The sequence below is a fragment of the Streptomyces sp. NPDC053079 genome (assembly GCF_044546695.1).
Lineage (GTDB): Bacteria > Actinomycetota > Actinomycetes > Streptomycetales > Streptomycetaceae > Streptomyces.
This window is the reverse complement of the sequence record NZ_JBITZJ010000001.1, coordinates 307498-325474: the sequence shown is the minus strand read 5'-3', so window position 1 is coordinate 325474 and position 17977 is coordinate 307498. Positions and strand designations below refer to the sequence as shown.

Here is a 17977-nt window from a genome sequence, read left to right as displayed (position 1 = left end):
ACGGTTCCGCGGGGCGAGATGTTTGTGCCATACTCCTGGCCAGGTCACGAGCGACAGCGATACGGCCCCGGCTTGCTGTCCGGCAACCCTCCTTCCGTGGCGGGGTGCCCCGGGTGATGACCAGGCCGCAGGCAGCGACGTCTGCGGCAAGCGCGGATCCCTCGCCAGGGATCCTGGTTGTCGAGGGAGATCCTTCCGTGATGCAGCGAATGCGCTAGGGCCTACGGCCCGTTTCCGGTAATTCCGCGCGCCCCTGTCCGGGCGCGCGCATCCATCCATCGCCCTTGCCGGGAGAATTCGCCATGTCCGCATGCGCTGTTGACGCTGTTTCCACCACCGCACCGCTGCCCGTCCTCGGCCGCGACGTCCGCGTGCCGCTCGTCACCGGGGGCGAGGTGACGTACGCGGCCCTCGACTACGCCGCCAGCGCCCCCGCGCTGCAGCGGGTCTGGGACGACGTCGCCGCGTACGCGCCGTACTACGGCAGCGTGCACCGGGGCGCGGGTTACCTCTCGCAGCTGTCCACCGACCTCTTCGAGAACAGCCGGGCGGCGGTCGCCGACTTCCTCGGCTGCCGCGCCGACGACCAGGTCGTCTTCACCCGGTCCACCACCGACTCGCTCAACCTCCTCGCCGCCGTACTGCCCGCCGGCTGCCGGGTGTTCGTCTTCGAGACCGAGCACCACGCCGCCCTGCTGCCCTGGAACGAAGCGGACGTCACCTACCTCGACGCCCCGCGTTCCCCGCGGGAGGCCGTCGAGGCGCTGGAGCGGGCGCTGGCCGACCGCGACCCCTACGGTCCCGCCCTGGTCTGTGTGACCGGGGCGTCCAATGTGACGGGCGAGGTGTGGCCCGTGCGGGAGCTGGCCGCGGCCGCCCATGCGCACGGGGCGCGCATCGTGCTGGACGCCGCGCAGCTGGCCCCTCACCACCCCGTGGACATCGCCGAGTTGGACGTCGACTGGGTCGCCTTCTCCGGTCACAAGCTCTACGCGCCGTTCGGCTCGGGCGTCCTGGCCGGGCGCGCCGACTGGCTGCGGGGCGCCGAGCCGTACCTGGCGGGCGGCGGGGCGAGCCGCGCGGTGGCCCGCCGGGCGGACGGCGGTGTGGACGTGGAGTGGCACGACAGCGCCGCCCGGCACGAGGCCGGTTCGCCCAACGTCATCGGCGTCTACGCCGTCGCCGCCGCCTGCAGGGCGCTGACCGAGGCGGGCTTCGACCGGCTGGTGGCGCGCGAGCGGCACCTGGTCGACCGGGTGCGGGCGGGCCTGGCCGCGGTGCCCGGGGTTCGGGTGCTGTCGCTGTTCGGCGAGGACGCCCCGCGCGTGGGCGTCATCTCCTTCGTCGTGGACGGCTGGAACAGCTCGCACTTCGCTGCCGCGCTGTCGGCCGAGTACGGCATCGGGGTCCGCGACGGACTGTTCTGCGCCCATCCGCTGGTGCGGACGCTGCTGGGCGGCGAGCCGGACGCCCCGGGGGAGTGCGGCGCCCCCGACGAGGGGCAGTCGCTCAACGCCATCCGGGTCAGCTTCGGCGCCGGCACCCCCGACGAGCACGTCGAGCGGTTCGTCCGGGCCGTGGGGGAGCTGGTGGCCAACGGCGCGCGCTGGATCTACCGCACCGAAGGCGGCCGTTGCGTGCCGGACGTGGCCGCCTAGTGCCCCGCGCCCCTCGCGGGGCGCTGTGGTCAGTTGTCCAGGCCGATGGCGAAGGCCGCTTCCAGGTCGTGCTGCGAGTACGTGCGGAAGGCGATGTGCGTCTCCGTGGAGGCCACGCCCGGCACCTTGCTGATCCGGCCCGGGATGACGTCCGCGAGGTCGTCGTGCCGGGCCACCCGCACCATCGCGATCAGATCGTGCGCCCCGGTGACGGAGTAGACCTCGCTGACGCCCTCGAGCGCGGCGATCTTCTCGGCGATCTCGGGGATCCGGTCCACGTCGGTCTTGATGAGCACGATCGAAGTGATCACGTCGGCTTGTCTCCTTCGGTGGACCTGGCTGCGTTCTTCACTCTAGCCGCAGCCGTGCGGTGGACCCAGGCGAAGCCGAAGCCGAGCGAGAAGCCCAGGACATGGGCCAGATAGGCGATCCCCGGCCGTCCGGCCTCCGTGCCCGTCGCCAGCCACTGCAGAACGAACCAGAACAGTAGTACGGCCCAGGCCGGAAAGCGCAGCGGCAGGAAGAAGAGGAAGGGGAAGAGGCTGGTGACGCGCGCCCTGGGGAAGAGATAGAGGAACGCCCCCAGCACGCCGGAGATGGCGCCGGACGCTCCCACGAGGGTGCGCTCGGACTGGGCGTGCACGACCGCGTAGCCGAGCAGCGCCAGGTAGCCGGTGAGGAGGTAGCAGCAGGCGAAGGCGGAGCGGCCCATGCGTGCCTCGGTCATGGCGCCGAAGACGTAGAGGAAGAGCATGTTGCCGAGCAGATGCAGCCAGTTGCCGTGGACGAAGAGCGCCGTGAGCGGGGTGCACAGACCCAGCAGGGGGCCGTGCCACAGCTCGTGCGGTACGACGCCCCAGCGCTCGAAGTAGGCGGTCTGGGCGGACAGCAGCGCGGGGCCGGTGCCGTAGGAGGCGTTCAGGCCCGAGGCGGGGCCGGCGAGGAAGGCCGCGCAGCAGCCGCCCAGGAGCGTCCAGGTCACCCAGGGGATGCCGCCCCGGCCCGGGCGCCATGCCGTTCTGATCATGACCAGATCATGGCGTACCGGGCGTAACCAGCACAGAGTGCCTCGCCGGTCCGCCCGCTCGGGCCCGTGCCCCCGCGCTCGGCGACCACCAGGCCGTAGGGTTACGAAAAGCACTCCACCGACCGTATGCACCGCGAACGAGGATGGACGACACCATGGGCGTTCCCCGGCCGACAGCCGACACCCGGTGGCGCTGCACGCTGTGCGGCAATCTCACCCGGTTCGACGTCACGCGTACGACGAAGGCCGTCGACTACGTGCACCTCGATCTCGCGGGGGAGTCGAAGGTGGAGGAGCGCGAGGTCGTCAGTGAGACGATCGAGTCCGTGCGGTGCCGTTGGTGCAACGTGGTCGACCAGATCGAGCTGGTGGACCGGCCGGGCGCGAGTGCCTGAAGAACGGGAGCGATGAACGGTGGTGGAGCACACTGACGGCGTGGAGGCGGCCGGTGATGCCGGCGGGGCCGACGACGGCGTCACCGAGGTGCTCGACCGTCCCCTGCCCGAGGGGATCAGGCGGCGCGTCATCGGGCTCGTCGCCGAGGCGTTCGGCGGCCTGACGGTCACCGAACTTCCGCCCCAGTTGCGGCAGTACGCCCGGTTCACCCCCACCCGGCGGGCCAAGTTCGCCGGGAACGCCATGGCGGCGGCCGTCGAGAGCGACGCCGTGTTCCGCCAGCGCATCTCCGCGCGGCTGCGCGAGACGGGCTCCGAGCTGGCGGAGGCGCTCGACGCCGGTTCCCCGCCGGCGGCGGCCGACCCGGAGGACGTGGCGGCCATGGCCTTCGTGCTGCGCCCGCCGGGCTGGGTCAAGCTGGTCACCGCGGCCGGCGAGGAGGCCCAGCGGGCGAGCGCCGAGCGGGCCGGCGAGGAGGCCCAGCGCGAACTGCGCCGGCTGCGCGAGGAGCTGGCGGCCGCGCGGGCCGAGGCGCGGGCGGAGAACGAGCGCGTGCGGGCCGAGCTGGAGACCGCGCGCAGGGAGGCCGAGTCGCACCAGCGCAAGCTGCGCAGCGCCGTCAGCGACGTGCGGCGCGGCGAGGCGGCGCTGCGCAAGGCGCAGACGGAGCTGGAGTCGGTGCGTTCGGAGGCCGCGGCCGAGAAGGCGGCGGCCCTGGCCGAGACGCGGCGCGTCAAGGCGCGGCTGGCGGAGGCCGAGGCCGGCCTGGAGGCGAGCCGCCGGGCGGCCCGCGAGGGGCGCAGCGTGGAGGACATGCGGCTGCGGCTGCTGCTGGACACGGTGCTGGACGCGGCGCAGGGGCTGCGGCGCGAGCTGGCGCTGCCGCCCGCCTCCGTTCACCCGGCGGACACGGTCGAGGCCGTCCAGCCGGGCACGATGACGCCCAAGGACATCGCCACGCGGGCCCTGTCGGAGACCGATCCGGCCCTGCTGGACCAGCTGTTGGCGCTGCCTCAGGCGCATCTGGTGGTCGACGGCTACAACGTCACCAAGACCGGCTATCCGACGATGCCGCTGGACAAGCAGCGGCTGCGGCTGCTGGGCGGGCTGGCGATGCTGGCCGCGCAGACCGGCGCCGAGGTGACCTGTGTCTTCGACGGGGCCGAGCTCGCGGCGCCGGTGCTGCTGGCGCCGCCGCGCGGGGTGCGGGTGCTGTTCAGCAAGCCCGGGGTGACGGCGGACGAGCTGATCCGCCAGCTCGTGCGCGCCGAGCCGCCGGGCCGTCCGGTCGTGGTGGTCTCCACCGACCGCGAGGTCGCGGACGGGGTCGCCAAGGCGGGGGCGCGGCCGGTCGCATCGGCGTTGCTGCTCAAGCGACTTGCTCGTACATGAGCGATACGTCCGCTTAAGTCTGTGTGACCTGAGGGGCCGCCTTGGTAAAGGTTGGACTGACGGTGCAGATTTTTCGCACGAGAATTTGAATGGATCACATTCCGCTCACTAGGGTCGGGCCTCGAACCTCCGTACCGTGATTTTCTGTTCGAGGAAGAGGAGGGGCTCGCTCCGTGGCCTCCCACCGTCGTCCCAAGCAGCCGAGTCGCACTCGGGTGACCGTGCTGACCGCGACCGCCGCCGCGGCCGTCGCCCTCTCCGCGCAGTCCGCGAGCGCCGACCCCCAGCCTTCCAAGACGGACGTCAAGACGAAGGTCGACAAGCTTCACGAAGAGGCGGAGCAGGCCACCGAGAAGTACAACGGGGCCAAGGAGAAGCAGGAGAAGCTCGAGAAGCAGGTCGGCGAGCTCCAGGACAAGGTCGCCCGCGGCCAGGAGGAGCTCAACAAGCTCCGCGACGGCCTCGGCTCGATGGCCACCGCCCAGTACCGCAGCGGCTCCATCGACCCGACCCTGCAGCTGCTGCTCTCCTCCGACCCGGACTCCTACCTCGAGAAGGCGTCCACCCTCAACCAGCTGAGCGCCAAGCAGGCCGACACCCTCCAGCAGATAGCCGCCAAGCAGCGCACGCTGCGCCAGGAGCGCGCCGAGGCCACCGGCAAGCTCGCCGACCTGGAGTCGACCCGCAAGGCGCTGGGGGAGCGCAAGAGCGAGGTCCAGGGCAAGCTCGGCGAGGCCCGCGACCTGCTCAACACCCTCACCGCCAAGGAGCGCGCCGAGGTCCTCGGCGAGAGCGATTCGGCCGGCAAGGACGGGGCCAAGGGGGGTACGGACGGCTCCCGCGCCGGGCGCTCCGAGAGCCGCCCGGACCTGGGCAAGTCCCTGCCCACCTCGCAGCGCGCCGGCGGTGCCCTCAGCGCCGCGCAGAGCAAGATCGGCTCGCCGTACGTCTGGGGCGCGACCGGCCCCAACTCCTTCGACTGCTCCGGGCTCACCTCCTGGGCGTACGCACAGGCCGGCGTCACCCTGCCGCGCATCTCGCAGGACCAGGCCAACGCCGGCACCCGCATCTACGACCAGGGCTCCCTCAAGCCCGGCGACCTGGTGATCTTCTACGGCGACCTCCACCACGTGGGCCTGTACGCGGGCAACGGCCAGGTGCTGCACGCGCCCCGGTCGGGCACCAACGTGCGGTACGAGCCGATGAGCAACATGCCCTTCCAGTTCGGCGTCCGGGTGGGCTGACCTCCCCCCTCGCCCGAACGGCGGGGGGAGTACCCCCATGGCCCAAACCCCCCGCCGCGCCGCACCGCCCGTTCGGGCGAATCACGGCTACGGCAACTGACACCACGCCCCGCCGGTGACCTGCGTCTCCGGCGGGGCGTTCGTCTTGTCGGGATTCCCCGCCCCGGCGAGGTCTTTGAACCGGGGGTGAGCACGCCGCTACTGTCTGCCGCGCGGTGCCCGGCCGTCGACCGCCCGTCAACCGGGCGGCAGGGTCCGCACACAGTGGAAGGGAGTGCGGCACCCAGTGGCGTCCCATCGCCGTCCTTCGCAGTCCGGTCTCACCCAGAGCGTCCGGGTCACCGTTCTGTCCGCCGCCGTGGCCACCGCCGCGGCCGCCCTCTCGGCGGCCCCGGCGGGCGCAAGCCCCGGTGACACCGCCGACGACTCCAAGGCTCCGGGGACGGTGAAAGCGCAGCTCGACCAGCTCTACGAGCAGGCGGAGCAGGCCACCGAGAAGTACAACGCGGCGGGCGAGCGCGCCGACGCCCTGCGCGAGCGGGTGGAACAGGCCGCCGACCGGGTCGCGCGCGGCCAGGAGCAGGTCAACCGGATGCGCAGCGCCCTGGGCATGATCGCCACCGCCCAGTACCGCAACGGCGCCGTGGACCCCGCCATCGAGCTGCTGCTGTCCTCCGACCCCGACGGCTACCTCGACAGGGCCGCCACCCTCGACCGCGTCACCGGCCGCCAGGCCGAACAGCTCAAGGCCCTGCTGGCCGCGCAGCGCACCCTGCGCCAGGAGCGGCACGAAGCCGCCCGTACCCTCGCCGAGCTGGAGGTCAGCCGGGCGGCCGTCGAGCGCCACAAGCACGAGGTCGAGGGCAAGCTCGCCGCTGCCCGCCGGCTGCTGAACTCCCTGCCCGAGCCGGACCGGGCGGACCTCACCCGCTCCTCCCGCTCCGGGGAGCGCCCGTCCGCCGCCCTGCACAGCGCCCTGCCGGACCTGAGCGGTCTCTCCGGCCGCGGCGCCGCCGCGGCCCTGGCGGCCCGCTCGGCGGTGGGCTCCCCCTACGCCTGGGGCGCGACCGGGCCCGGCGCCTTCGACTGCTCCGGGCTGATGCAATGGGCCTACGGGCGGGCCGGGGTGGGCCTGCCGCGCACCTCCCAGGCGCAGCGCAACGCCGGCCGCCGCGTCTCGCTGGCCGATGCCCGCCCCGGCGACCTGGTCATCTACCGGGACGACGCCAGCCACGTGGGCATGTACGTCGGCAACGGACAGGTGGTGCACGCCCCTTACCCCGGCGCGCGCGTCCGCTACGACCCGGCCAACATGATGCCGATTTCCTCCGTCACCCGGCCATGAGCGTGCCCTGACCGCTGTCCGGGCCCGTCCGGCTCGTACGATGCGGGCGTGACGGGCAGCAGGCGGAGTGGACGGCGGGCATGGAGCTGCCTGGTCGTGGTGGCGCTCGCGCTCCAGGCCCTGGCCGGCTGCGGCTCCGGCGGCGGCGCGGGCCCCGAGAGGGCCGACACCTCCGTGCAGCACCTGCTCGACCGGTGGGGCGCCGCCGTGCGGGCCCGGGACGAGGGCGCCTACCTCGCGGCCGTGGACCCGGCCGCCGACGGCTACCGGGCCGAGCGGCGCCGGGCGTTCGCCAACCTCGCCGCCGTGCCGCTCGCCTCCTGGGAGTACCGCTTGGTGCGCACCGGCGGCTTCACCCCCGCCCCCGGCGACGGCCGCCGCGTCGCCGCCGAGGCCGAACTGCGCTACCGGCTCGACGGGTACGACACCGCGCCCGTCACCGCCTCGCTGCGGCTGACCGTGGTGCGCCGCGCCGACCGCTGGTACGTGGCCGGCCAGGACGGCCGGGGCGGTGGCGGGCAGTTGTGGGAGCAGGGCGAGGTCACGGCCGTGCGCGGCGAGCACAGCCTGGTCCTCGGGGTGGGGCAGGACCACGCGCGGCTGCGGGCGCTGGCGGACCTCGCCGACCGGGCGGTGCCCGCCGTGGACGCCGCGTGGCCGGGGAAGTGGGCGGAGCGGGTGGTGGTCGAGATGCCCGCCTCGCTGGAGCGGATGGCGGCGCTGCTGGGCGCCCCCGCGTCGAACTACCGGGGCATCGCGGCGGTGACCACCGGCGAGGTCGGCGGGGCGGGGGCGGCCCCCGCCGACCGGATCATCGTCAACCCCGAGGCCTACGGCGTCCTCGGCGACTTCGGCCGCCGGATCGTGCTCACCCACGAGACCGCCCACGTCGCCACCCGCGCCCTGACCTCGCCCGCCACCCCGCTGTGGCTCTCCGAGGGCTTCGCCGACTGGGCCGCCTACCGTGACACCGGCCGCACCGCCCGGCAGGCCGCCCCCGAGCTGGCCGTGGCCGTCTCCGCGGGACGGCTGCCGCAGCACCTGCCCGAGGACGCCGACTTCGGCTTCGCGGGCGAGGCCGGCCGGCTGGCCCGCGCCTACGAGGAGGGCTGGCTGGCCTGCCGCATGATCGCCGAGCAGTGGGGCGAGGAGAAGCTCGTCGCCTTCTACCGGGCGGTGGGCGGCCACCGCAGCCGTGAGGGCGCGCTCGAGGCGGCGCTGCGCGAGGTGCTGGGGGTCGGCCAGGACGACTTCACCGGGCGCTGGCGCTCGTACGTGGCGGGCGGCCTCGCCGGCTCTACCGGCTGACGAGGGCGGACTCGCGGGGCTCGGTCGGCGGGTCCGGTTCGCCGCCGGTCGCCGGCTCCTCGGAGACCGTCTCCCGCCACAGCCGGGTACAGGCGACCAGCGTCGCCGCCACCAGCAGCCCGTTGCGCAGCGTCAGCGTGGCGATGCCCAGCTTGTCGCTGGCCACGACGTGCGAGAACCAGATCGGGAACTCCAGCTGCGTCAGCGGCGCGGCCAGGAGCACCAGCACGACCGGCAGGCCCTGCCGCGGCGTGCGCATCACCACGCACACCGCCGCCAGGCCGATCAGCCACACCATGTACTGCGGGCTGATCACCCGGCTGGTGGTGGTGAACAGCAGCACCGCCGCGAACGCCGCGTCGTAGGGCGTGGTGGTGGTGAACCTGCGCGCCCGCACCCGCCACAGCAGCAGCCAGACGAGGGCCAGCACGCTCAGGCCCAGCGCCATGGCGCTCACCGCGTGGACGTGGCGGCCGAGGAACTCCACCGAGCCGTAGTTCAGCCGCGCCTTGCCGTGCCAGCCGAAGTGCCGCGCCAGATGGAAGACCAGCGAGCCCAGGGACTCCACTTCGGTGCCCCGGTCGCGCTGGAAGGTCAGGAACGCCAGCGCCCCCGGCATCGCGGCCGTGCAGAACATCGCCAGCAACAGCGCCGTGACCAGTGCCGCGCCCCAGGTGGAGCGGGTGCGCGGGCCGCGCGGGGTGCCGACGAGCAGCAGCACCGGCCAGACCTTCAGCAGCGCGCCGAAGCCCATGAGCGCCCCCGACAGCCGCGTCCGGCGCGCGGTCGTCAGCAGGGCCGCCACCGCGACCGCGGTGACCATGACGTCGTAGCGGGCGTAGACGATGGGCCCCAGCAGCGGCACCCCGGTGACCCACACCCACACCCCCGCCTTGCCGCGCCGGGGGTCGCGCACCGCGTACAGCAGCATCCCCATGACCGCCGCGTCCGCCAGCAGGCACAGCACGAAGAACGCCGGGGCGTAGTCGAGGAACGGCAGCAGCCCGGGCGCGAGCACGGCCAGCGCGGCGGCCGGCGGGTACTGCCAGGTGACGTCGTCGTAGGGGAAGATTCCGGTGCGCAGGACCCCGTACCAGCCCTGGTAGATCACCTCGATGTCGACGGAGACGTCCGAGCCGGGCATGTCCCATACCCGGAACACGCACAGCATCAAAGCGACCCGGCTAACGGCCCACGCCACGATCGAGAGCCGCAGACCAGTGCCCGCCACCATCACTCACCTCGTTCCCCTCGGTCGCTGCGCCACCACACAGCGTGTGCCTGCCGTCACTGAAGGGAATGATGCCGGTCCCGGGGCCCGCGCGCGACGACGTGACGGGACGCGGCGCGGCTGACGCCCGATCCCACCCGGTACTGTCGGCGGCGATGCACAAGACCCTGATCGTCACCAACGACTTCCCGCCCCGCCCCGGAGGCATCCAGGCCTTCCTGCACAACATGGCCCTGCGCCTGGACCCGGCGAGCATCGTCGTCTACGCCTCCACCTGGAAGCGCGGCCGGGAGGGCGCCGAGGCCACCGCGCGCTTCGACGCCGAGCAGCCCTTCCCCGTCGTCCGTGACCGCACGACCATGCTGCTGCCCACGCCCCGGGTCACCCGGCGCGCGGCGTCGCTGCTGCGGGAGCACGGCTGCACCTCGGTGTGGTTCGGGGCGGCCGCGCCGCTGGGGCTGATGGCCCCGGCGCTGCGCCGGGCGGGCGCCCGCCGGCTGGTCGCCACGACCCATGGGCATGAGGCGGGATGGGCCCAGCTGCCGGCCTCGCGGCAGCTGTTGCGGCGGATCGGCGAGGGCACCGACACAATCACCTATCTGGGCGAGTACACGCGGTCGCGGATAGCCGCCGCGTTGACGCCCGAGGCGGCGGCGCGCATGGTGCAACTGCCGCCGGGAGTGAACGAGAAGACCTTCCACCCCGGCTCGGGGGGCGACGAGATCCGCGCCCGGCTGGGGCTGGCCGACCGGCCGGTCGTGGTGTGCGTCTCGCGGCTCGTGCCGCGCAAGGGCCAGGACACCCTCATCGAGGCCATGCCGCGGATCCTGGCGGCCGTTCCCGACGCGGTGCTGCTCATAGTCGGCGGCGGGCCCTACGCGGACGACCTGCGGGGGCTCGCGGAGCGCACGGGCGTCGCGCACGCGGTCCGCTTCACGGGCCCGGTCGCCTGGGAGGAACTGCCGGCCCACTACGGCGCGGGCGACGTCTTCGCGATGCCCTGCCGTACGCGCCGGGGCGGGCTGGACGTCGAGGGGCTCGGCATCGTCTATCTGGAGGCCTCCGCGACCGGGCTGCCGGTGGTCGCCGGCGACTCCGGGGGCGCGCCGGACGCGGTGCTGGAGGGCGAGACCGGCTATGTGGTGCGCGGCGGCTCGCCCGGTGAGGCCGCCGACCGCATCGTCACGCTGCTGAAGGACCCGCAGCTGCGGCGGCGGATGGGCGAGCGCGGCCGGGAGTGGGTCGAGGAGCGCTGGCGCTGGGACCTGCTGGCCGAGCGGCTGAAGGAACTGCTGTAGACCGGTAAGGGGCTTGCGCCATGGCGCAAGCCCCTTACCGGTGTCCCTCGTCCACGGCGTCAGCCGTGGTAGATGGCCTCGATCTCGTCGGCGAAGTCCTTCGCGACCACGTTCCGCTTGAGCTTCAGCGACGGCGTCACATGGCCGGACGCCTCGGTGAACTGCGTGGGCAGCACACGGAACTTGCGCACCGACTCGGCCTTGGAGACGGCCGCGTTGCCGTCGTCGACGGCCTTCTGCACGGCCGCCAGCAGGTCCGCGTCGTCGGCGAGGTCGGCGGCCGTCAGCCCGGCGGTCTTGCCGTTCTGTTCCAGCCAGCGGGGCAGGAAGTCCTCGTCCAGGGTGATCAGCGCGCCGATGAACGGCCGGCCGTCGCCGACGACCATGCACTCGGCGACCAGCGCGTGGGCGCGGACGCGGTCCTCGATCACGGCGGGGGCGACGTTCTTGCCGCCGGCCGTGACGATGATCTCCTTCTTGCGGCCGGTGATGCTCAGATAGCCGTCCTCGTCGAGCGTGCCCAGGTCGCCGGTGTGGAACCAGCCGTCCGACAGCGCCTCGGCGGTGGCCGCCTCGTTGTTCCAGTAGCCGGTGAACAGGTGCTCGCCGTGCAGCAGCACCTCGCCGTCGTCGGCGATGCGCACCACCGAGCCCGGCAGGGGCTGGCCGACCGTGCCGATGCGCGGCCTGTCCCAGGGGTTGAAGGCGGTCGCCGCGCACGACTCCGTCAGGCCGTAGCCCTCCAGGACCGTGAAGCCGATGCCGCGGTAGAAGTGCCCCAGCCGCTCGCCCAGCGGGGCGCCGCCGGAGATGGCGTGCGTGGCCCGGCCGCCGAGGACCGCCCGCAGCTTGCTGTAGACCAGCTTGTCGAAGATCTTGTGCTTGAACCGCAGGCCGAAGGACGGGCCCGAGGGCGTGTCCAGGGCGCGGCTGTAGGCGATGGCGGTGTCGGCCGCCTTGTCGAAGATCTTGCCCTTGCCGTCCGCCTGCGCCTTGGCGCGGGCGCCGTTGTAGACCTTCTCGAAGACGCGCGGCACGCCCAGCACCAGCGTCGGGCGGAAGCCCTGCAGGTCGTCCGTGAGGTTGCGGATGTCGCTGACCAGGCCCAGCCGGATCGGGGCCAGCACCGCCGCGACCTCCACCAGCCGGCCGAAGACGTGGGCTGCGGGCAGGAACAGCAGCACGGACGAGTCGCCCGTGTCGAAGAGCGGCTTGAGCCGCTCGACCGCGTTGCCGCACTCGGCGAAGAAGGCCCGGTGGGTCAGGACGCAGCCCTTGGGGCGGCCGGTGGTGCCCGAGGTGTAGACGATGGTCGCGGGGGAGTCGGCGACGGCCAGGGCGCTGCGCTCGTCCACCGCCTCGTCGCTCAGCGGTTCGCCCGCCGCCCGCAGCCGCTCCACGGCGCCGCGCTCGATCTGCCAGATGTTCGCCAGCTCCGGGAGCCGCTCGCGCACGGACTCCACGGCGGCCTCGTGCGCCGGGGTCTCCACCAGGCAGGCGACCGCGCCGGAGTCGCCGAGGATCCACTGGATCTGCTCGGGCGAGCTGGTCTCGTAGATCGGCACCGTGACGCCGCCGGCGCTCCAGATGGCGAAGTCCAGCAGCGCCCACTCGTAGCGGGTCCTGGACAGCAGGCCGACGCGGTCGCCCGGCTTGATGCCCGAGGCCATCAGCCCCTTGGCCGCGGCACGCACCTCCGCCAGGAAGCCGGCGGCGGTGACGTCCTCCCAGCGGCCGTCGACCTTGCGTCCGATGACGGCGACGTCGGGGTGGAGCGCGGCGTTCCGGCGGATGAGATCCGTCAGGTTTCCGTCGGCGGGGACCTCGTACAGGGCCGGAAGGCTGAACTCGCGCAAGACTGCTGCTCCTCGTCGGGCGCCGGCGCCGCCGCGTCTTCGAGGGGCGCTGCGTCGGCTGCGGTCCATGATCTGGCGGGGGGAGTGGACTGCCCGGACGTTACCCACCAGTACCACTTTTCGAATAGAGGGTCGCGGCCAGATGTTCTATGCGTCACATGCCACCGGACTGCTTCCGGCACCCTAGCCTCCCGGCTAGGTGACTCGGAAGTAACCGCAGGTCGGGGCCCTTCCAGCGAGCCCACAGCACCGCCTAGGGTGATCCGTATGCGAGTCCACGTGGTCAGCGACGTACACGGCAACGCCGAGGGTCTGGCGCGGGCGGGGGACGGCGCCGACGCCCTCGTCTGCCTCGGGGACCTCGTGCTCTTCCTCGACTACGCCGACCACTCGCGCGGCATCTTCCCCGAGCTGTTCGGCGTCGAGGCCGCCGACCGCATCGTCGAGCTGCGCACCGCCCGCCGCTTCGACGAGGCCCGCGCGCTCTCCCGCGCCCTGTGGGACGGCATCGACCGGAAGGCGGCCGTCGAGGCCGCCGTCCGCAAGCAGTACGCCGAGCTCTTCGCCGCCTTCCCCACCCCCACCTACGCCACCTACGGCAACGTCGACATCCCGCCGCTGTGGCCCGAGTACGCCCGCCCCGGCACCACCGTCCTCGACGGCGAGCGCGTCGAGATCGGCGGCCTCGTCTTCGGCTTCGTCGGCGGCGGCCTCCGCTCGCCCATGCGCACCCCCTACGAGATCGACGACGAGACCTACGCCGCCAAGCTCGCCGCCCTCGGCGAGGTCGACGTCCTGTGCTCGCACATCCCGCCCGACGTGCCCGAGCTCTGCTACGACACCGTCGCCCGCCGCTTCGAGCGCGGCAGCGCGGCCCTGCTGGAGACCATCCGCGCCACCCGCCCCAAGTACGCCCTCTTCGGCCACGTCCACCAGCCGCTCGCGCGCCGGATGCGCATCGGCGCGACCGAATGCGTCAACGTCGGCCACTTCGCGTCCACGGCCACACCCTGGGTGCTGGAGTGGTGACACGCAGCGGGAGGTAGCCTTCACCGGCAGACCATGAAGAGGCCGCGCACCGGTACGGAGGAGCCACGCAGATGGCGGAACACACCAGCTCGAGCATCACGATCGAGGCGACGCCGGCCCAGGTCATGTCGGTGATCGCCGACTTCGACCGCTACCCGGAGTGGACGGGGGAGGTCAAGCAGGCCGAAGTGCTGGAGAAGGACGAGCAGGGCCGCGCCAAGAAGGTGCGCCTGGTCCTCGACGCGGGCGCCATCAAGGACGACCACACCCTGAACTACAGCTGGCCCGAGACGGACGTCGTCCAGTGGTCCCTGGACAAGTCCGCGATGCTGCGCCAGCTCGACGGCTCCTACAGCCTCAAGCCCGCCGCCGGCGGCAAGCACACCGAGGTCACCTACCAGCTCACCGTCGACGTGAAGATCCCGATGCTCGGGATGATCAAGCGCAAGGCGGAGAAGGTCATCATCGACCGCGCCCTGTCGGGGCTCAAGAAGCGCGTCGAGCAGGGCACCGCTTCCTGAGCCTGCCGACGCTCCAGCCGATGCACTGAACCACTGCCGGAGGCTCCACCTTGCGTACGGTCCTCGTCACCGGTCCCGGCGGCGCGGGCCGCACCACCGTGGCCGCGGCCACGGCGCTCGCCGCCACCCGCGCCGGGCGCCGTGTCCTGCTGCTCACCTGCGACCGCGGGCGCGCCCCCGACACGGTGCTCTCCGCCGCCCTGCCCGCGCAGGGCACCGACGACGGCGCCCCCTGGGCGCCGCCCGTCGAGGCGGCCCCCGGCCTGTGGGCCGCCCGCATCGCCGCCGGCGAGCACTTCGGCGCCCTCGCCCGCGACCTGCAGGACCGCGGCACCTCCCTCCTCGACCTCCTCGGCGCCACCCCCCTGGACCCCGAGGAGCTCACCGAGCTCCCCGGCGCCGAGCCGCTGGCGATCCTCTCCGCGCTGCGCGCCGCCCACGCCGACGGACGCTGGGACCTGCTCGTCGTCGACATGCCCCCCGTGCACGAGACCGTGCGGCTGCTGGCCCTCCCCGAACAGCTGAGCCGCTACCTGCGCCGCCTGCTGCCCCCCGAGCGCCAGGCCGCCCGCGCCCTGCGGCCGATGCTGGCCCAGCTGGCCCGGGTCCCGATGCCCGCCCAGCTCCTCTACGACACCGTCGAGCGCTGGCAGCAGGAGCTCACCGCCGTACAGCGGGTGATCGAGGCGCCCGGCACGACCGTGCGCCTGGTCGCCGAACCCGGCGCCCTCGCCGCCGACGCGCTGCGCACCGCCCGCGCCGGCCTCGCCCTGCAGGGCTGCCGGATCGATTCGCTCGTAGCGAACCGGCTGCTGCCCCAGGACTCCGCCGACCCCTGGCTCGCCGCGCTCGCCACCGAGCAGGCCGCCGCCCACCGGGCCCTGTGCGAGGAGTTCCTCGCCGACGGCGTCACCGTGCGCGACCTGCCGCACCTGGGCCGCGCCCCCCGCGGCCCGGCCGACCTCGGCGACCTGGCCGCCCGCGCCACGCTGCCCCGCGAGGACCAGGAAACCGACGCGGCCGGCCCGCCCGCCGACCCCTGGACCGTCGAGGACCGCCTGGCCACCGACGGCATGCTCGTCTGGCGGCTGCCGCTGCCCGGCGCCGACCGCGACGGCCTCGGCCTCGTCCGCCGGGGCGACGAACTGATCGTCGGAGTCGGCCCGTTCCGCCGCGTCCTGCCCCTGCCGTCGGCGCTGCGCCGCTGCACCGTCTCCGGCGCCGGGCTGCGCGACGGGGCGCTCAGCGTGCGCTTCATACCCGACCCCGACCTGTGGCCAAGGAGCCGCTGAACGGCGCTGCGCCGTTCAGGTAACGTCGAAGGAAAATCCAGCCCGCAGGAGCCCGTCATGACCGATGCCACCGAGCGCCCCGGCCCCGGCCGGGCGCCCGACCCCGACGCCTGGGAACGGGCCTGCGCCGAGGACCTCGCCGCCGAGAACGCCCGCCGCCGCGCGGGGTCCGGCCAGGGCTACGAACCGGGCAGCGCCGCCGAGGAGCTGCGCAAGCTCGTCGACGCCGTCGCCGACAAGGTCTCCGCCTTCCAGCTGCCCCTGGCGGGCGCGGCCGCGCAGGGCGCCGTCCAGCAGTTCATCGCCCAGGCGAAGGCCGCCGTCGAACCGGTCATCGAGCGCAACCCCGAGGTCTTCGACCACCTGGCCTCCGCCGGTTCCGAACTGATGGCCGCCTACCGCGCCGCCGTCCACGGCCAGGAGGCGCGCTGGACCCGCGACGAGCCGCCGCACGAGCCCCGCGAGCCCCGCAAGGGCGAGGGCGAGGGCGGCGGAAGCGAGCGCATCGACCTCGACTGACCCCCTGTAGCCGGAACGGCACAGGGCTGCCCCCACGCTCCGGTACGGTGGGTCGCGGCGGGGTTCGAGCGAAAAACTGAGGGACACATGGGACTCACCATCGGCGTCGACATCGGCGGCACGAAGATCGCGGCCGGCGTGGTCGACGAAGAGGGCTCGATCCTCGCGACGTGCAAGGTGCCGACCCCGGGGACTCCTGAGGGGGTCATCGACGCGATCGCGGACGCGGTGCGCACGGTCAGCGAGGGCTTCGAGGTCGAGGCCGTCGGCATCGGCGCCGCCGGCTACGTGGACGACAAGCGCGCCACCGTCCTCTTCGCCCCGAACATCAACTGGCGGCACGAGGCGCTCAAGGACAAGGTCGAGCAGCGCGTCGGCCTCCCGGTCGTCGTCGAGAACGACGCCAACGCCGCCGCCTGGGGCGAGTACCGCTTCGGCGCCGGCCAGGGCCACGACGACGTCATCTGCATCACCCTCGGCACCGGCCTCGGCGGCGGCATCATCATCGGCAACAAGCTGCGCCGCGGCCGCTTCGGCGTCGCGGCGGAGTTCGGCCACATCCGCGTGGTGCCCGACGGCCTGCTGTGCGGCTGCGGCAGCCAGGGCTGCTGGGAGCAGTACGCCTCCGGCCGCGCCCTCGTCCGCTACGCCAAGCAGCGCGCGCAGGCCACCCCGGAGAACGCCGAGATCCTCCTCGGCCTCGGCGACGGCACCCCCGAGGGCATCGAGGGCAAGCACATCAGCGACGCCGCCCGCCAGGGCGACCCGGTGGCCATCGACTCCTTCCGCGAGCTGGCCCGCTGGGCCGGCGCCGGCCTCGCCGACCTCGCCTCGCTCTTCGACCCCTCGGCGTTCATCGTCGGCGGCGGCGTCTCCGACGAGGGCGACCTGGTCCTGGACCCGATCCGCAAGTCCTTCCGCCGCTGGCTGGTCGGCGGCCAGTGGCGCCCGCACGCCCAGGTGCTCGCCGCACAGCTGGGCGGCAAGGCCGGCCTCGTGGGCGCGGCCGACCTGGCACGTCAGGGGTAACCCTCCCGTCCGCCCCGCGGACAGCCGTCGGACTCCACCGTCTCCCAGCGCCCCTGCGGCGGAAAGGGACAGCCCGTGTTGCACGATCTTCCCGCATCCCGGACGGACTCCGACGGCTGTGCCGTCGTCCGCGTACTGAGCTACAACATCCGCTCCCTGCGCGACGACACCGACGCCCTGGCCCGGGTCGTCCGGGCCTGTGCGCCGGACGTCCTGTGCGTCCAGGAGGCGCCGCGCTTCTTCCGCTGGCGCAAGGCGGCCGCCCGCCTGGCCCGCGCGACGGAGCTGGTGTACACCACGGGGGGCGCCACCGCCTCCGGGCCGATGATCCTCACCTCGCTCCGCGCGCACGTCGAGCGCACCGAGGACGTCCTGCTGCCCCGCACCCCGGGGCTGCACCAGCGCGGCTTCGCGACCGCCGTGCTCCGCTTCGGCCGGGCCCGCCTCGGCGTCCTCAGCTGCCACCTGAGCATCCGGGACGGCGAGCGGTACGCCCAGGGGCGGCTGCTCCTGGACCGGCTGGCCGCCCTGGACGCCCCGCACGCCGTGGCGGCCGGTGACCTCAACGACCGGCCCGACGGACGGACGTTCGGCCTGCTGGCGGGCGAGCTGCAGGACGGCTGGGCCACCAGGCCGTGGGGCCGCGAGCACACGACCCGCCTGGGCGATCCCGAGCAGCGCATCGACGCGGTCTTCGCGACCAAGGGCGTCGAGGTACTGGGATGCGGGGTGCCCATGGGGTTGCCGGGGGTCGCCGAAGCGGATCTCCGTGCGGCTACGGACCATCTGCCGGTGCTGGCGGTCGTGCGGGTGCCGGCCGCTTGACCGGGGC

At 73.6% G+C, this 17977-nt stretch carries 17 protein-coding genes and 1 riboswitch; of the genes, 13 read left to right on the top strand and 4 right to left on the bottom strand.

What is annotated here, in order from left to right; genetic code table 11:
- Window positions 1-42 precede the first annotated feature (42 nt).
- Window positions 43-159, top strand: a riboswitch (SAM riboswitch).
- Between the two features lie 143 nt (window positions 160-302).
- On the top strand, window positions 303-1658 hold the full coding sequence (locus tag ACIGXW_RS01455) for an aminotransferase class V-fold PLP-dependent enzyme (RefSeq protein ID WP_071964900.1): 1356 nt from the start codon (window positions 303-305) through the stop codon (window positions 1656-1658).
- A gap of 29 nt (window positions 1659-1687) precedes the next feature.
- On the opposite strand, the gene ACIGXW_RS01450 is transcribed toward ACIGXW_RS01455, so the two are convergent.
- The gene (locus ACIGXW_RS01450) at window positions 1688-1969 is read right to left on the bottom strand and encodes an Lrp/AsnC ligand binding domain-containing protein (RefSeq protein WP_071964901.1); all 282 of its coding nucleotides are present in this window, start codon (window positions 1967-1969) and stop codon (window positions 1688-1690) included.
- A complete protein-coding gene (locus tag ACIGXW_RS01445; RefSeq protein ID WP_071964902.1) occupies window positions 1966-2685 on the bottom strand; it encodes a rhomboid family intramembrane serine protease in 720 nt (239 codons plus the stop codon). Before ACIGXW_RS01445 ends, ACIGXW_RS01450 begins: the two co-directional genes overlap by 4 nt.
- A gap of 155 nt (window positions 2686-2840) precedes the next feature.
- On the opposite strand from ACIGXW_RS01445, the gene ACIGXW_RS01440 reads away from it, so the two are divergent.
- From ACIGXW_RS01440 to ACIGXW_RS01420, 5 genes are all read left to right on the top strand, one after another.
- A complete protein-coding gene (locus ACIGXW_RS01440) occupies window positions 2841-3080 on the top strand; it encodes a hypothetical protein (protein WP_360911442.1) in 240 nt (79 codons plus the stop codon).
- Window positions 3081-3120: 40 nt separating this feature from the next.
- Window positions 3121-4473, top strand: a complete 1353-nt coding sequence (locus tag ACIGXW_RS01435; RefSeq protein ID WP_399570761.1) for an NYN domain-containing protein — start codon at window positions 3121-3123, stop codon at window positions 4471-4473.
- Between the two features lie 173 nt (window positions 4474-4646).
- Window positions 4647-5717: an NlpC/P60 family protein gene (locus tag ACIGXW_RS01430; protein ID WP_399568678.1), complete on the top strand. Its 1071-nt coding sequence runs from the start codon at window positions 4647-4649 to the stop codon at window positions 5715-5717.
- 286 nt (window positions 5718-6003) lie between these two features.
- A complete protein-coding gene (locus tag ACIGXW_RS01425; protein ID WP_399568675.1) occupies window positions 6004-7062 on the top strand; it encodes an NlpC/P60 family protein in 1059 nt (352 codons plus the stop codon).
- A 48-nt stretch (window positions 7063-7110) separates the two neighbouring features.
- Entirely contained in the window at window positions 7111-8370 is a 1260-nt protein-coding gene (locus tag ACIGXW_RS01420; protein WP_399568673.1) for a hypothetical protein, read from the top strand.
- On the opposite strand, the gene ACIGXW_RS01415 is transcribed toward ACIGXW_RS01420, so the two are convergent.
- Complete coding sequence (locus ACIGXW_RS01415; RefSeq protein ID WP_399568670.1) at window positions 8360-9541, bottom strand: glycosyltransferase 87 family protein; 1182 nt, start codon at window positions 9539-9541, stop codon at window positions 8360-8362. The genes ACIGXW_RS01420 and ACIGXW_RS01415 overlap by 11 nt on opposite strands.
- A 215-nt stretch (window positions 9542-9756) precedes the next feature.
- Between ACIGXW_RS01415 and ACIGXW_RS01410 the strand changes: the two genes are divergently transcribed.
- On the top strand, window positions 9757-10899 hold the full coding sequence (locus tag ACIGXW_RS01410; protein WP_399568668.1) for a glycosyltransferase family 4 protein: 1143 nt from the start codon (window positions 9757-9759) through the stop codon (window positions 10897-10899).
- Window positions 10900-10958: 59 nt separating this feature from the next.
- Here the strand turns inward: ACIGXW_RS01410 and ACIGXW_RS01405 are convergent, their stop codons facing one another.
- Window positions 10959-12755: an AMP-dependent synthetase/ligase gene (locus tag ACIGXW_RS01405; RefSeq protein ID WP_071964161.1), complete on the bottom strand. Its 1797-nt coding sequence runs from the start codon at window positions 12753-12755 to the stop codon at window positions 10959-10961.
- A gap of 267 nt (window positions 12756-13022) precedes the next feature.
- Here ACIGXW_RS01405 and ACIGXW_RS01400 point away from each other — a divergent pair, with 267 nt between their 5' ends.
- The 6 genes from ACIGXW_RS01400 to ACIGXW_RS01375 all read left to right on the top strand — a co-directional run bounded on the left by ACIGXW_RS01400 (window position 13023) and on the right by ACIGXW_RS01375 (window position 17970).
- Window positions 13023-13784 (top strand): metallophosphoesterase family protein, encoded by a 762-nt coding sequence (locus ACIGXW_RS01400; RefSeq protein WP_071965968.1) that lies wholly within the window; start codon window positions 13023-13025, stop codon window positions 13782-13784.
- Between the two features lie 71 nt (window positions 13785-13855).
- Complete coding sequence (locus tag ACIGXW_RS01395) at window positions 13856-14305, top strand: SRPBCC family protein (protein ID WP_071965969.1); 450 nt, start codon at window positions 13856-13858, stop codon at window positions 14303-14305.
- Window positions 14306-14355: 50 nt separating this feature from the next.
- On the top strand, window positions 14356-15597 hold the full coding sequence (locus ACIGXW_RS01390) for an ArsA family ATPase (protein ID WP_399568665.1): 1242 nt from the start codon (window positions 14356-14358) through the stop codon (window positions 15595-15597).
- Window positions 15598-15654: 57 nt separating this feature from the next.
- Window positions 15655-16116 (top strand): DUF5304 domain-containing protein, encoded by a 462-nt coding sequence (locus ACIGXW_RS01385; RefSeq protein ID WP_071965297.1) that lies wholly within the window; start codon window positions 15655-15657, stop codon window positions 16114-16116.
- A gap of 87 nt (window positions 16117-16203) precedes the next feature.
- The gene (locus ACIGXW_RS01380; RefSeq protein WP_071965298.1) at window positions 16204-17145 is read left to right on the top strand and encodes an ROK family glucokinase; all 942 of its coding nucleotides are present in this window, start codon (window positions 16204-16206) and stop codon (window positions 17143-17145) included.
- 75 nt (window positions 17146-17220) lie between these two features.
- A complete protein-coding gene (locus tag ACIGXW_RS01375; protein WP_360911464.1) occupies window positions 17221-17970 on the top strand; it encodes an endonuclease/exonuclease/phosphatase family protein in 750 nt (249 codons plus the stop codon).
- The last annotated feature ends 7 nt before the right edge of the window (window positions 17971-17977 follow it).